The organism is Kineosporia corallincola, from assembly GCF_018499875.1.
GTDB lineage: Bacteria > Actinomycetota > Actinomycetes > Actinomycetales > Kineosporiaceae > Kineosporia > Kineosporia corallincola.
In genome coordinates, this window is record NZ_JAHBAY010000005.1 from 390,482 (window position 1) to 404,207 (window position 13,726).

Genomic DNA, 13,726 nt, shown 5'->3' on the forward strand with positions numbered 1-13,726 from the left:
TGCGCGGCTCTGGGTCTGGCGAATGTCCAGGTGGCGAGCGCGTCGAGCACAGCGGGGGCGTAGACACTGCGGCGACGCCAGAACGGGCCGAGGTACTCGCCGGACTGGAAGCCTATTCGGGCAAGCTGGAGAACGTGCTGGAGAAGCCGGGGACCTCCGGGGCGACGCCCGTTTCCTTCCGGGTGGCCGCCGAGGCACCGGACCTGAAAGTCGCTACCGCGCTGGGAAACCCGATCGCCGAAGCGATCGCGGCGGACGGTGACGATGTCACCGGAGTGACGGTCGACACCGACCTGGTGAAGACGCGGACCACCGAGTCCGGCAGTGTGGTCGCGACCGTGGAGATGTCGACCGAGGTCGAGGTGGCCGACGACGGCTCCGGGAGCGCTGGGACACAGTCGTGGTCGGACGCGCACGAGATCACGCTGACCGACTCCGGAAACGGCCTCACCGTGACCAAGGACGTCGTGCAGGCGGTCGAGGAGGTCGACGACGGTTCCGACGAAGCCGCCGGCGAGGTCACCCAGCCGGCGTCCACGAAGACCGCCCGGGCCAGCTCCGGCAGCCAGACCGACGCTTCCGGTCAGCTGAGCCAGGCGGCGGTCGCTGCGGCGACCAAGGGGTACCCGACGCAGACGCGCATCAGCCCGGCCAAGTTCCGGTCGTACGCGCTGACCTGGACCGGTTCCCCGCACGACGGCGACGCCAAGAAGTACTTCAACTCGAAATACCCCTTCTACAACAACAACTGCGCCAACTTCGCCTCACAGGTCCTGGACAACGCCGGCTGGTACCTGACCGGCGGCAGTTCCCTCCAGGTCAAGAACTCGACGAAGTGGACCTATAACCTGGCCGGGGTAGCTCACGCGACCCGCACCTGGTCACGGGCCCGGGACCTGTACACGTTCGCCAACAACACCGGAACCTACGGATACCTCAGCAACATCTGGAATGCCACGACCGGCGACCTGCTGTTCGCGGACTGGGACCCCGGCAACAAGGCCGACGGAGCCATCGACCACGTCATGGTGGTGAGCGGGCGGACCACGACCGGAGTGCCGCGGATCTCCCAGAAATCCAGCAACCGCAACAACGTCACCCTGACCACCTCGATCCGGCTGGCCCAGCAGCAGGGCAAGACCAAGATCGTGTGGTACGGGCTCAAGCACAAGTGAGGGGACGACCGTGAACGGTGGTCTGATGGGGTCGATCCTCTTGGCCCTGGTAGTAATCGGTGCCCTTCTCGTCGCAGTGCTGGTGACTCAGGCATTCGGCCGGGGCGCGCGGTCGAGGACGCAGTCCGTGACAGTCGGCCTGGCGACGGCGGCCACCCTGGCCGGTCTCGGGCTTCTCCTGGTGGCACCTCTCGTGCCACTGCGGGCCAGCACCGGAGCTGAGTGCGGATTCTGGCCTGCCACTGATGCTTTCGGGCCAGGCTGCTCGGCCGCGGCGGTCGAGCAGGCGAGCAACGCGGTGGACCGGGAGTCGACCAGATCCTGCATCGACCGGTCCCGGATGCTGGCGGGAGGCGCGCTGATTCTCGTCGATGTCCCGGCCGCAGGTCTCACGATCGCCGGGATCCGCCGGCGACGGGCAGCCTGAGTCCCGGCCCTCTCGATCAGGAGCCGGGCAGACCCGGTCCCCGGTCCGGAGACCACGTACGCGCGAGCGGCCGGGGTGTCCAGGCACCGTGCGGTGCCGGACCAGGCACTCAGGGCCGCCGCACGGCAGACGACTACCCTGGAATCCGTGCGACCGACCGACGACCTCGACAGCTGGGTGGCCACGCTGGCCTCGGTCGATCTGCCGCCGATGCGCAGCCGGGCGGTCGCCGGCGACGGGTTCCGGGCCGGGGTCGTCACCGGGCAGCTCGGTGCGGTGCGCCTGGCCGAGTTCGTGGTTCCCGCCGGTGAGTGCTTCCGCGACGACTCCATGCTGCGGGAGTCCGACGGCCAGTTCTGCCAGCTCTACCTGCACACCCACGGCAGCACCCGGATGCGGCAGCGGGGACGCCGGGTCGAGGCCGGCGCCGGCGACCTGGTGCTGGTCGACCCCGGGCAGCCGCTCCACGTGGTCACCACCGCCGCGCGGTACCTGACCGTTATGGTGCCGCGGAGCATGCTGGGCCTCGACGCGCGAGAACTGGCCGCGATGGCGGGGAAACGGATTCCGGGAGGCCAGGGGTCGGGGGCGCTGCTGTCCGCGCTCGCCGTCACCGCCGTGCGCTCGAGCAGCGGGTTCGGGCCGGAGGAGGCCGCCCGGTCCGGGATGGCGCTGGCCCAGCTGGTCACCGGTCTGCTGTCCACCCAGCTGCCGAGCCCCCGCCGGTCGCCGGACGAGGTAATGCGTGAGCGCATCCGCCTGTTCATCGACGCGCGGCTGTCCGACCCGGCGCTGACACCACTCCTGGTCGCCGGGGTCCACCACATCTCGCTGCGGCGCCTGCACCAGCTGTTCTCGAAGGAGCCGTTCACGGTCGCGGCCCTGATCCGGCACCGCCGTCTGGAAGGGTGCCGGAGAGATCTTGAGGACGACGTCCACCGGCACGTGAGCATCGCGGCGCTGGCCCGGCGCTGGGGGTTCGGCGACCCGGCGCACTTCAGTCGCCTGTTCAAGTCGACCTACGGCTTGTCACCGCTCGATCACCGCAGGAGCAGCGGCCTTCCACGCTGACGCGCGGACGTCCTGGCGCGCGCTGACATCCAAGCGGGACTGCGCGGATGGTCATGGCCGCGACGTGGGCCGGCCGCACACCATGGTCGGCGCGGCGCCGCACCGGCGCGCCGCGGACCGGCAGAAGGAGAACAGCCATGGACCAGGCACCCGCGGTGATCGCAGACGTGGTGCGGCGCATGTACGAGGCGTGGAGCACCGGTGACGCCGCCGTGTTCGCCGCCGACTTCGCCCCCGACGTGCAGCTGGTGGAGGTGGACGGCTCGGTGGTGAAGGGCACCGACGCCTTCGTCCCGGCCCAGCAGGCGCTGTTCGACACGGTGCTGAAGGGCTCACGCATGGTGCGGGCCGAAGTGGTGTCCGCCGACCTGGTCGGCCCGGGCGTGGGAGTGGTGCATGCCCAGGCGACGCCGTTGATGGCGGGCGAGGAGCAGTCGCCGGCCGGCCGCCGGGTCATGCACCTGCTGGTGCTGGCCGAGAGGGACGGCCGGTGGCAGATCGTCTCCGTGATGGGGGCCCGGGTGCTGAGCTACGAGACCATCGCCCGGCTCGACGCCCTCGGGACCTCCTGAGGAAGGCCGCCCCTGCGGGAGACATCGCCCACAGCGGGTGAACAGTTGGCGAACAGCGCCCTCACGGTCGACTATTATCAGGCGTTTCGTCCGGCCGGTCGTGGGTCTCGTTGATCCGTCCGGCTTTTCAGGTGGGCGAACCAGAGCTCACACGAGGAGAACGACTGTGGTGTCCGCCCGCACGGCACCGGCCAGAACGCTGCTGGCCACGGCCCTGACCATGCTCCTGGCTCTCACCGTGGCCGCGTGCAGCGGCTCCGCGCAGGCCGGTGAGCTCAGCGACACGGCCACCACCGCCACCGCCACGGCCACCGGCTCGGCCACCGAGGCCACGCAGGACACCTCCCGCCCGAACATCGTGTTCGTGCTCACCGACGACCTGTCGATGAACCTGCTGCCCTACCTGCCCACCGTGCAGCGCATGCAGGACGAGGGCACGGCGTTCGCGCAGAACTTCACCACCGACTCGCTGTGCTGCCCCTCGCGCGCGTCCATCTTCACCGGCCGCTACCCGCACAGCACCGGGATCTACCGCAACTCCGGCCCGCAGGGCGGCTTCAAGACGTTCATGAAGAAGGGCCTGGACAGCGACACCTTCGGCACCGATCTCCAGGCCGCCGGCTACAAGACGGCGATGATGGGCAAGCTGCTCAACCAGTACGAGCCCGACGGGCAGACCCCGGCGGGCTGGGACGAGTGGGCGCTGGCCGGGATGGCGTACAAGCAGTACGACTACACGCTGAACCAGAACGGCACCACGGTGAAGTACGGCAGCGACCCGGAAGATTACATGACCGACGTGATCGGCGCCCGGGGGCGGGATTTCGTGGCCCGCAAGGCCGCCGCGAACGAGCCGTTCATGCTGGAGGTGGCCACCTTCACCCCGCACAAGCCGTACCCGGTGGCGCCGCGGCACCAGGGCCTGTTCAAGAACCTCAAGGCCCCGCGCACCGCCGCCTACGACACGATGCCGAGCCCCGCCCCGGCCTGGATGGCGAAGCATCAGCTCACCCGGGCCGAGATCAAGCGCATGGACCGGGACTTCCGCAAGCGGGTGCAGGGCGTGCAGGCCGTGGACGACCTGGTGCGCGGGCTGTGGGAGCAGATCCGGGCCAGCGGCATCGAAGACAACACCTACCTGGTGTTCAGCTCCGACAACGGTTACCACATGGGCGAGTACGCGCTGCTGTCGGGCAAGATGACGGCCTACGACACCGACGTGCACGTGCCGCTGGTGGTGGTCGGCCCGGACGTCGCGAAGCACCGCACGGTCAACGCGCTGACCTCGAACATCGACCTGCGCGCCACGTTCGGCGAGATCGCCGGGCAGCCGACCCCGGAGATCTCGGACGGGCAGAGCCTGGCCGCGCTGTGGAGCACGACGAAGAAGTCCTCCCCGGTGACGGACCGCGACCTGGTGCTGATCGAGCACCGCGGGCCCGACCTGATCGTCGGCGGCGACCCGGACTACGAGGGCTTCCGCAGCGCCAATCCACCGGGCTACGACGCGTTGCGCTCCAGAGACTTTCTGTACATCGAGTACCTGCACGGCGAGACCGAGTACTACGACCTGCGCACCGACCCCGACGAGCTGCACAACATCGCCGGCACCCTGAGCAAGAAGCGGCTGGCCGGGCTCAGCGCCAAGCTGCACGAGGTGGCCACCTGCACCGGTCACGTGCAGTGCGCGAAAGCCCAGCAGCTGTAGTCAGACCCGCACCGGCAGCGTGCGCAGGGCCCGGATGTTCTGCGCCCGCTGCCACCGCGGCCGCCCGGCCCGGCGCAGACCGGGCCGGCGCTCGAACAGCGCCCGCAGCGCCACCTCGGTCTCCAGCCGGGCCAGCCCGGCTCCCACGCAGTAGTGCTCACCACCCGAGAAGGCCAGGTGCGAGCGGCTGTTCGCGCGCTCGGGCCGGAACTCGCCCGGCGCCTCGAACACCTCCGGATCACGGTTGGCCCCGGCCAGCAGCAGCATCACCTCGCTGTGGGCCGGCAGCGCCACCCCGGCCACCTCGGTGTCACGCGGCACCCGGCGCGCGGTGAACTGCACCGGCGGTTCCAGCCGCAGGCTCTCCTCCATCGCCGGCACCAGCACCTCACGGTCGGCGAGCGCGCCCCGGCGCAGTTCCGGATCGCCGAGGAACCGGGAGGTCATGCCGCCCATCAGCCCCACGGACGTCTCGAAACCGGCGATCAGCAGCACGCCCAGGGTGGCCAGCAGGTCGTGCCGGGTGAGCTCGCCGGGACCGCCGTAGCGGTCGGACAGCGCCGACACCAGCGAGCCCTCCGGCGCGGACCCGGCCGCGATCGTGTCGTCGAGGTAGTCGTTGAGATCGCGCCACAGCAGCAGCAGTTCGCGGTGCTGGCGGCGGGTGGGCAGCCGGTTGCTGGTGGACACGGCCAGGATGCCGCCGAGCGCGGCCAGCCGCCGCCACTCCCCCACCGGCAGGCCGGTGAGCTCGCAGATCACCCGCACCGCCACCGGCACCGCGTAGTCCTGCACCACGTCGAAGGGCCCCTCGCCCAGTTCGTCGAGGCGCCGGTGAGCGATGGCCTCCAGCGCGTCGCGGCGGTGCTGAAGGGCTTTCGCGGTGAACCAGGGGGTGACCAGGCGGCGCAGCCGGGCATGGTCGGGGCGGTTGCGCATGAGGAACGAGTCCTCGACCGGCCGCACCGGGCCGGCGGGCAGGGCGGCCTGGTCGAACACCTCCAGGCCCGGATCGCGCAGGGCCTGGCTGACGAAGGCGTGGGAGGCGCTGACGTAGACCGGGGCGAGCGCGCTGCGGTTGACCACACCGCGCTCGCGCACCTGCTCGTAGAGCGGGTAGGGATCGTGCCCGGGCCGGTTGACCAGCAGCCGGGCCAGCAGGTCGCCGCGGGCGGCGGCGTAGCGGATCGCCCCGGTCAGGTACAGCGTGGAGACGCGCTCGCGGACCCGGCCCATCCGTCCACCCTAGGTGTTCGGTCAGACTTCAACCAGAGGACGACGAACCGGGTGCGTCCTGGTTCCGGGATCTGGTCAGCCGGCCGGCCGGGGCGAGCGACGGTGCTCGAACACCAGGTGCGCCAGCATCACCAGCACCAGGCAGATCACCACGTTGCGGCCACCCCGATCGCCGCCGAAAGCCCCCAGCAGCAGCGGCACCACGATGCCCGTGACCACCCAGACCAGCGTCGGCCGCAGCCCGGGCCCCTCGCTGAGCAGGCCGGTGACCACGCCGAGCGCGAAGTAGGTGGCGACCGCGCCGCACAGCAGCCAGCGGACCGGGTCGTCGAGGGGCTCGGAGCCGTGCTCGATCACCGCGGCGAGGGAGACGGCCACGGTCGCGATCACGCCGGTGACCAGGCAGTGCAGGCCGATCGCGGCGCGCGTGGGGATGTGGCCGGCGCGCAGGTGCGGCAGCCCGGCGTGGCCGTAGACCACCGACAGCGCGAAGATCGAGGCCAGCAGCAGGAAGGCCGCGAGACCGGTGATCAGCAGGCCGCTTCCGTAGTGGGCGTCGGCGGCGGCGTTGACGATCTGGATGACCGACTCGCCGAGCACGATGATCACGAACAGGCCCAGCCGCTCGGCCAGGTGCTCGGGATCGACCGAGACGCCGCGGATCACCGGCATCCGGACGTCCCGGTCTTTCGTCGTCCTCCATCTCTCGCTGACCCGGGCCCGCACCCCGGCGAGCATCTGCGGACCGGAGAGCACGAGGATCACCAGCAGGTCGAGGACGACGCCCAGGGCCCAGAGCGCGACCTTCCAGTCGTCGTCCGCCCAGATCGACACGATCCACGGCAGCAGGCCGAGGGAGTACTGCACCACGGGGAAGTCGAGGAGGATCTCGCCGCGGCTCCAGGAATGGCCACCGTAGACGCGGGTGACGACGTAGGCGATGGTGAACGCGGTGAGCGGCAGGGTGCTGTGCCCCTCTCCGTGCCCGGCGCCGAGTACCTCGTGGGCCACGCGCGGCACCGAGGCCGCCATCACCCCGAGCCCGAACATGCCGGCCAGCAGCCGGATCACCCGGGTCTGCCCGGCCGCCACGTTGCCGTAGAGCATGAACGTGGTCCAGGTCAGCCAGAACGCCAGGAACAGCACGGCGTACAGGCCCAGCGCGGCGGCGTCGAGCTCGGTCTCCAGCACGTGCGCCAGGGTGCCGACACCGGCCACGGCTACCAGGTCGAAGAACAGCTCGGCCCAGCTGGCGTGCCGTTCCAGCCGGGCGCCCTCGGGTTCGCCCGCGGTGTCAAGATCACTCACGGGCACAGGCTAAGGGGCCGACGGGCATTCCTCGCGTGCAGATCACAGCCGCTGGGGACCGGTGTCACCGGGCGAGCGCTGCGCGGCGGTGAAGGCGTTGTTGATGGCCGCGGCGAGGGTGGCCCGGCTCAGCGGCTTGGTCAGGTACTGCGCGTAGGGCGCCCAGTCCTGCTCCGGGTCGGGGGGCAGCTCGGCGGCGGTCAGGAAGACGACCGGCATGTCAACGAAAAGTGGCTGCTGACGCAGTTTCTCGATGAACTCGATGCCGGTCAGCTGCGGCAGGACGACGTCGAGCACGGCCAGGTCCGGACGCGGGTGCGCGGGCAGGTCGTCCAGCGCCTCGACCGCGCTGCCGTAGACGCGGACCTGGTGGCCCATGCCCTCCAGCCAGGTGCGCAGCAGCAACTGGTTGTCGGGGTCGTCCTCCACCAGCAGCACGGTGCTCATTGATCAGTCCTTCCTGATCCGGGCGGCGCCTGTTTCTTGACGTCTCTCTCGATGGCACCCCCTGCGGATGCCGGGTCGCCGATCCTGCCACCGCGGCGGTCACCGATCATGCCCGCGCGCGGAGGCCGGGCAGGATCCACCGGTCGGCCGGTGACGGGATCAGGAGTAAAGAGGGCACTGACGGTGGTGTGGAACGCCCCGGCGCGGGCCACGGGCATGTCGCGGACACGACACGCTGGCGCGGATTTCTGTGCAGGGCGGGAACATGTGATCATCTGGGGCTGATCGTGTAGACAAGCGCGGTCACCAACCGTTGGAGAGGCGTGGGGCGCGCGCGGACGCGCGGTCCTGATCAGAGGTCGTGGTGGTATGGAGCGGGTCCCTGTTGTTCTTCTGGTGGAAGACGACCCGGGTGATGTCCTGATGGTCACCGAGGCCCTGGAACGCAGCCTGCATCCGCCGAAGCTGCACGTAGCCGGTGACGGTCAGGAGGCCATCGACTTCCTGCGCGGTGCCGGGCCCGACGGGCAGGGCCGGATGAACCGCCCCGACCTGATCCTGCTCGACCTGAACATGCCCCGGCTGGACGGACGCGAGACGCTGGCGGCGCTGAAGGCCGACGAGCGGCTGCGGGCCGTGCCGGTCGTCGTGTTCACCACCTCGGACGCCGAGACCGACGTGCTGGCGAGCTATCAGCGTCACGCCAGCGCGTACGTCACCAAGCCGCTCGACCTGGACGCGCTGGAGTCGGTGGTGGACCAGATCGGCCGGTTCTACCTCGACGTCAGCAGCCTGCTGCCGCCGGAGCAGCGCTGCGCCTGAGTCCTTCCTGGGCGTCTGCGGGCCGTACTAGTTTGTCCCGATGTCGACACCGGTGATCAGTGAGGCCCTGGCCCTTCTCCGGGCCCGGTACATCTTTCCGGAGAAGGCCGAGCGGGCCGCCTCGCTGATCACCGGCCGGCACGCCGCGGGCGCCTACGACGGCCTGACCGACACGCAACTGGCGGAGCAGCTCACCGCGGCCCTGTTCGAGGTCTGTGCCGATCACCATCTGCGGGTGCGGGTGCGGGTGCGCCGGCCCGGCACGCACCCGGCCGATCCCGGGGCCGCGTGGCGGGAGACGTTGCGTGTCAGCAATTTCGGCATCTCCCGGGTCGAGCTGCTGGAGGGCAACATCGGCTACCTCGACCTGCGGCTCGTGGCCGACGCCGGCAGCGGCGGCCGGGCCATGGCCGCCGCCATGGAACTGGTCTCGCACACCGACGCCCTGATCATCGACCTGCGCCGCAACCACGGCGGCGCCCCCGACGGCGTCGCCTTCTGGAACAGCTTCCTGTTCCCCGACGACAGCACGCACCTGAACAGCGTGTACCAGCGCGAGGACGACGTCACCCGGCAGTACTGGACCCTGGCCCACCTGCCGGTGCAGCGCTACCTCGACCGCCCGGTCCACGTCCTGATCGGCGCCGAGACCTTCTCCGCCGGTGAGGAGTTCGCCTACAACCTCCAGTGTCTGGGGCGGGCCACGCTGATCGGCCGCCGCACCAGGGGCGGCGCGCACCCTTGCGAATCCTTCCCGCTGACGCCGCAGCTGGAGATCACCGTGCCGATCGCCCGCAGCGTCAACCCGGTGACCGGCACCAACTGGGAGGGCGTCGGGGTGCAACCCGATCTGGACGTTCCCGAGGACGAGGCGCTGGACGTCGCGGTGCGGGCGGCCCGGGGGTAGCCCGCCCACCCGTTCATCGAGCCCGAAGGGCCTGCGGCGCCCCGGGGCCGGCCGCCCGGCGGCCGGCAGCCGAGTACCAGCCGGCGAGCAGGAGCACGATCAGGGCCACGTCCACCGCGTCACCGGCGTAGTACATCAGCTGGGCCCCGGATCGCCCGTCCACGATCCCCACCCCGGCCGGCGGGGTGACGTACAGCTGCTTGGCCAGCGCCGAATGCCCCGCCATGAAGGCGATCAGGGCTCCTGAGCGGATCACGACGGACGCCCGGTGCGGGTCCGGGTCGACGCCCACCAGGGAGGCGGTGAACAGGTACCCGACGGCCAGCAGGTGGAGATGGACGGCGGCGTGCACCGGCGCGAAGCCGTGCATGGCCTGAAAGACGCCGGTGAAGTAGAGAATCCACAGCCCGCCGAGGTTGAGCAGCGTCGCGGTCAGCGGATGCGTGATCGCCCGCAGCGCTCGCGTGCGCAACAGCCGGGCGACCTGGCGGGCCGCGACCACCGGCAGGGCCCGTAACAGCAGGGTCATCGGGGCGGCCCGCACCAGCAGGAGCGGCGCGATCATGCCCAGCAGCAGGTGAACCACCATGTGCCCGGTGAAACCGTCTCGCCCGGAGGCGGCCACCGGCCCGATCGTGGCCACCGCGCAGCAGGTCAGGCCGGCGTACCAGAACAGGATCCGGCGGACCGGCGGGCGAGCGCGGTGCCGGGAGAACCACAGGCACTCGGCGTAGGCCACGGCCGCGACGATCAGCCCGGCCCCGACGGCGATCTCGAACCAGCCGGCACCGGCGGCGGCCAGGGACGCCGGGTCGTCGTGATGCACTCCGGATCAGTCCCGGCGCGGCTGAGAACGAGGCTGAGCGTGGGGGTAGCGGCGCAGCCCCAGCGCCCCCAGACCGAGCAGCACGAGCGAGGCGGTGATCCACGTGACGTCGTAGGGCAGCAGGTCCACGCCGTAACGGATCTGGTGGATCCGCAGCAACTTGTGGTCGACCACCCCGTCGAAGAGCTGGAACAGGCCCGTGCCGGTGATCACGGCCGCACACCAGCGGGGCCACCGCACGGTCGCCCACCGGCGCAGGTCGGCCAGCAGGAACAGGGCCCACACGGTGATGAACCAGCCGAACGCGTGGAAGAAGCCGTCGGCGGTCAGGGCCACCCCGGGGGTGGAGCGGTCGTAGAAGTGGTGCCAGTGCAGGCCCAGGTGGAACACGAACAGGTCGATCATGCAGGCCGCGACGCCGCAGCCGAACAGCATGCCGGACAGCAGTTCCCGGCGGCCGGCGGATCGGCGCTCGCCCGCCGGGGGATGCCCGGTGAGGGGTTCGTTCCGCTCGGTCACCTCGGCACCGTAGCCTTCGTGCGGGGGGAGCGCCCGGCCAGAAGGCCCTCCGGCGGGCGGACGGCAGCCACCGATACGTTGCGCGGACCACTGATCCGGCCTAGCGGAACTCCTTGCGGATCCCCTCGGCCGCCTCCGCCAGGCGCGTACCGATACCGTCGACGTCCACGGTGCCACCGGTCAGGTAGACCACGGCGATCGCGGCGGGCGGGTGTCCCGGTAGGTCGAGGGGAACGGCGACCGAGGACAGACCCGTGGTCACCTCGTCGTGGCTGGTCTCGTAAACCCTTTCTCCCGCTGTCTTCTCCACCAGCCGCCGGGTGGCGCGGCCGGGCGCGCCGCGTTCCAGGGCGTGCCGGGTGCCCGGGCGCTGGGCCACGGCGGCGACCGCGGCCCGGGGCTCCACGCTGACCAGGGTGACGACCTGCTGGGCGTCGAGAACGGTGACGAACGCCGTCATGCCGTACTCATTGGCGATCGCGGTGAGCTCGGGCAGCACCGCCGTCTGGAGGTCACGCGACACGTTGCGGGCCAGCGCGGCCAGCCCGGCCCCGAGCACCAGATCACCCGCGGCGCCCCGGGTGACCAGGCCGTGCCCCTCGAGCGTGCGCACGATCCGGTAGGTGATCGAGCGGTGCAGCCCCAGCCGGGCGGCCAGCTCACCGATGGACAGCGCTCCGTCCGCGGCGGCCAGCTCCTCCAGTGCCTGGATGCCTCGCGAGAGCGTCTGCAAAGGGGCTTCCGGCCTGCCGTCTGTCACCAGAACTCCTCCGAACCCTTGCGGGTGACCTCGCAGAAACATACCGTCGTTCCCATCGACTCAATAATCGGTCGACTCGTTCGATTATAGAACACATGCCAAAGGCGGCAGGGGATCGACGATGCAGTTCCACGACAGCGGTTACGTGTCCGGGGATCCCCGCGTGCGACCGGCCGCGCCCACGCACCGGCCGTCGTCACTGCCCGGCACCGTCGACGTGCTGATCGTCGGCGCGGGACCGGCCGGGATGACGGCCTTCGCCCAGCTCGCCGAGTTCCCCGGCATCAGCACCCGCCTGATCGAACGCCGGCCCGGGCGGCTGGAGATCGGCCAGGCCGACGGCCTCCAGGCGCGCAGCGTCGAGACGTTCCAGGCCTTCGGCTTCGCGGACCGGCTGATCGAGGAGGCCTACCGGATTTGTTCCATGGCCTTCTGGCGGCCCGATCCGCAGCGCCCGGCCGAGATAGTGCGCACCGGGCTGGTTCCCGACGACCCGTCCGGGATCAGCGAGTTCCCGCACCTGATCCTGAACCAGGCCCGGGTGCTGGACTACTTCGCCGAGTCCGCCCGGCACTCCCCCACCCGCGCCGTGCCGGACTACGGCGTCGAGTTCACCGGGCTGGAGGTCACGCCCGACGGTGTGCTGGTGCGGGTGCGCGACCAGGGCGTCGCCCGGACGGTCCGGGCGAGGTACGTGCTGGGCTGCGACGGTGCGCGCAGCCAGGTGCGCGAGGCGATCGGCCGCAGGCTGGTGGGCCAGGCCGCGATGCACGCCTGGGGTGTGATGGATGTGCTGGCCGACACCGACTTTCCCGACTTCCGCACCAAGTGCGCGATCCAGTCCCACGACGGCGGCAACATTCTGCTGATCCCGAGGGAGGGCGGTTATCTCACCCGGTTCTACGTCGACCTGGGTGAGGTGCCGGAGGACGACGCCGGCACGGTACGCACCACCCCGCTGGAGCAGATCGTGGCGCGGGCCAACCGCATCCTGCACCCGTACCGGGTGGAGGTGAGGAACGTGCCGTGGTGGAGCGTGTACGAGGTCGGGCACCGGCTCACCGACCGGTTCGACGACGCCGAGAGCGCACCGAGGGTGTTCATCACCGGCGACGCCTGCCACACGCACAGCGCGAAAGCCGGTCAGGGCATGAATGTCTCGATCCAGGACGGGTGGAACATCGCCTGGAAGATCGCCCATGTGCTGGACGGCCGGGCCCGGCCGGAGCTGCTGGAGACCTACTCGGCGGAGCGGCAGGTGGTGGCGCGGAACCTGATCGCCTTCGACAGGGAGTGGTCCACGCTGATGGCCACCCCGGCCGGGCAGATGCCCGAGCCCGGCCGTCTGGAGGACTTCTACGTGAAGACCTTCGAGTTCCCGGCCGGTTTCATGACGCACTACGAGCCCTCGATACTGACGGCCGAACCGGTGTGGCAGCACCTGGCCACCGGCTACCCGATCGGCCGGCGCTTCAGGTCCGCGCTCGTGCACCGGGTCAGCGACACCACGCCGGTGCACCTGGGTCACCACGCCCGGGCGGACGGGCGCTGGCGCGTCTACGTTTTCGCGGACGCCTCGCTGCCGGGCGGCGGGGCCGCCCACCGGCTGGGCGCCTGGCTCACGGACGACCCGGACTCGCCGGTGCGGGCGCACGAGGCCTGGTTCGACGCGAAAGTGATCTACCAGCAGCACTTCGGCGAGATCTCCTTTCACCGGGCGCCCGCGGTGTTCCGGCCCCGCAGCGGCCCGTTCCGGCTCACCGACTGGGAGAGGGTGCACGCCACCGGCGAGCAGCACGACATCTTCACCGAACGCGGCATCAGCCGCGAGGGCGCGATCGTGGTGGTCCGGCCGGACCAGTACGTGGCGAACGTGCTGCCGCTGACCGCCCACGCCGAGCTGGCCGCCTTCTTCGCCGGCGTCCTGGCCTGAACGACAGGGAGTTTC

The 13,726-nt window shown here is 70.7% G+C and carries 14 protein-coding genes; 8 read left to right on the forward strand and 6 right to left on the reverse strand.

Features of this window, described 5'->3' with window-relative positions:
- Nucleotides 1–134 precede the first annotated feature (134 nt).
- The 5 genes from KIH74_RS14535 to KIH74_RS14555 all read left to right on the forward strand — a co-directional run bounded on the left by KIH74_RS14535 (nt 135) and on the right by KIH74_RS14555 (nt 4,953).
- Nucleotides 135–1,175: an amidase domain-containing protein gene (locus KIH74_RS14535; protein WP_214156445.1), complete on the forward strand. Its 1,041-nt coding sequence runs from the start codon at nt 135–137 to the stop codon at nt 1,173–1,175.
- Nucleotides 1,176–1,302: 127 nt separating this feature from the next.
- Nucleotides 1,303–1,602, forward strand: coding sequence for a hypothetical protein (locus KIH74_RS14540; protein WP_214156446.1), 300 nt, complete (start codon nt 1,303–1,305; stop codon nt 1,600–1,602).
- 147 nt (nt 1,603–1,749) lie between these two features.
- Complete coding sequence (locus KIH74_RS14545; protein WP_214156447.1) at nt 1,750–2,673, forward strand: AraC-like ligand-binding domain-containing protein; 924 nt, start codon at nt 1,750–1,752, stop codon at nt 2,671–2,673.
- 137 nt (nt 2,674–2,810) lie between these two features.
- Entirely contained in the window at nt 2,811–3,245 is a 435-nt protein-coding gene (locus KIH74_RS14550; protein ID WP_214156448.1) for an SgcJ/EcaC family oxidoreductase, read from the forward strand.
- A 169-nt stretch (nt 3,246–3,414) separates the two neighbouring features.
- On the forward strand, nt 3,415–4,953 hold the full coding sequence (locus tag KIH74_RS14555; protein WP_214156449.1) for a sulfatase family protein: 1,539 nt from the start codon (nt 3,415–3,417) through the stop codon (nt 4,951–4,953).
- Here the strand turns inward: KIH74_RS14555 and KIH74_RS14560 are convergent, their stop codons facing one another.
- The 3 genes from KIH74_RS14560 to KIH74_RS14570 all read right to left on the reverse strand — a co-directional run bounded on the left by KIH74_RS14560 (nt 4,954) and on the right by KIH74_RS14570 (nt 7,944).
- Nucleotides 4,954–6,189 carry a cytochrome P450 gene (locus tag KIH74_RS14560; RefSeq protein WP_214156450.1) on the reverse strand — a complete coding sequence of 412 codons (1,236 nt, stop codon included), beginning with the start codon at nt 6,187–6,189 and terminating at the stop codon, nt 4,954–4,956.
- A gap of 75 nt (nt 6,190–6,264) precedes the next feature.
- Nucleotides 6,265–7,497, reverse strand: coding sequence for a low temperature requirement protein A (locus KIH74_RS14565; protein ID WP_214156451.1), 1,233 nt, complete (start codon nt 7,495–7,497; stop codon nt 6,265–6,267).
- 42 nt (nt 7,498–7,539) lie between these two features.
- Entirely contained in the window at nt 7,540–7,944 is a 405-nt protein-coding gene (locus KIH74_RS14570; protein ID WP_214156452.1) for a response regulator, read from the reverse strand.
- A 369-nt stretch (nt 7,945–8,313) separates the two neighbouring features.
- Between KIH74_RS14570 and KIH74_RS14575 the strand changes: the two genes are divergently transcribed.
- Complete coding sequence (locus KIH74_RS14575; RefSeq protein WP_214156453.1) at nt 8,314–8,766, forward strand: response regulator; 453 nt, start codon at nt 8,314–8,316, stop codon at nt 8,764–8,766.
- Nucleotides 8,767–8,806: 40 nt separating this feature from the next.
- A complete protein-coding gene (locus tag KIH74_RS14580) occupies nt 8,807–9,673 on the forward strand; it encodes a S41 family peptidase (RefSeq protein ID WP_214156454.1) in 867 nt (288 codons plus the stop codon).
- Nucleotides 9,674–9,686: 13 nt separating this feature from the next.
- Here KIH74_RS14580 and KIH74_RS14585 read toward each other — a convergent pair whose 3' ends face one another.
- From KIH74_RS14585 to KIH74_RS14595, 3 genes are all read right to left on the reverse strand, one after another.
- Nucleotides 9,687–10,499, reverse strand: coding sequence for a cytochrome c oxidase assembly protein (locus KIH74_RS14585; protein WP_214156455.1), 813 nt, complete (start codon nt 10,497–10,499; stop codon nt 9,687–9,689).
- Between the two features lie 6 nt (nt 10,500–10,505).
- Nucleotides 10,506–10,934 carry a DUF2243 domain-containing protein gene (locus KIH74_RS14590; RefSeq protein WP_281417917.1) on the reverse strand — a complete coding sequence of 143 codons (429 nt, stop codon included), beginning with the start codon at nt 10,932–10,934 and terminating at the stop codon, nt 10,506–10,508.
- Nucleotides 10,935–11,118: 184 nt separating this feature from the next.
- Nucleotides 11,119–11,781: an IclR family transcriptional regulator gene (locus tag KIH74_RS14595; protein WP_372492065.1), complete on the reverse strand. Its 663-nt coding sequence runs from the start codon at nt 11,779–11,781 to the stop codon at nt 11,119–11,121.
- A gap of 118 nt (nt 11,782–11,899) precedes the next feature.
- On the opposite strand from KIH74_RS14595, the gene KIH74_RS14600 reads away from it, so the two are divergent.
- Nucleotides 11,900–13,711, forward strand: a complete 1,812-nt coding sequence (locus tag KIH74_RS14600) for an FAD-dependent monooxygenase (protein WP_214156458.1) — start codon at nt 11,900–11,902, stop codon at nt 13,709–13,711.
- Nucleotides 13,712–13,726: the final 15 nt, after the last annotated feature.

What these genes read in the sequence shown, in the direction of transcription:
- KIH74_RS14560 (WP_214156450.1), bottom strand. Translation starts at nt 6,189, where the DNA reads ATGGGCCGGGTCCGCGAGCGCGTCTCCACGCTGTACCTGACCGGGGCG.
- KIH74_RS14575 (WP_214156453.1), top strand. Translation starts at nt 8,314, where the DNA reads ATGGAGCGGGTCCCTGTTGTTCTTCTGGTGGAAGACGACCCGGGTGAT.
- KIH74_RS14570 (WP_214156452.1), bottom strand. Translation starts at nt 7,944, where the DNA reads ATGAGCACCGTGCTGCTGGTGGAGGACGACCCCGACAACCAGTTGCTG.
- KIH74_RS14580 (WP_214156454.1), top strand. Translation starts at nt 8,807, where the DNA reads ATGTCGACACCGGTGATCAGTGAGGCCCTGGCCCTTCTCCGGGCCCGG.
- KIH74_RS14600 (WP_214156458.1), top strand. Translation starts at nt 11,900, where the DNA reads ATGCAGTTCCACGACAGCGGTTACGTGTCCGGGGATCCCCGCGTGCGA.
- KIH74_RS14590 (WP_281417917.1), bottom strand. Translation starts at nt 10,934, where the DNA reads ATGCTGTTCGGCTGCGGCGTCGCGGCCTGCATGATCGACCTGTTCGTG.
- KIH74_RS14550 (WP_214156448.1), top strand. Translation starts at nt 2,811, where the DNA reads ATGGACCAGGCACCCGCGGTGATCGCAGACGTGGTGCGGCGCATGTAC.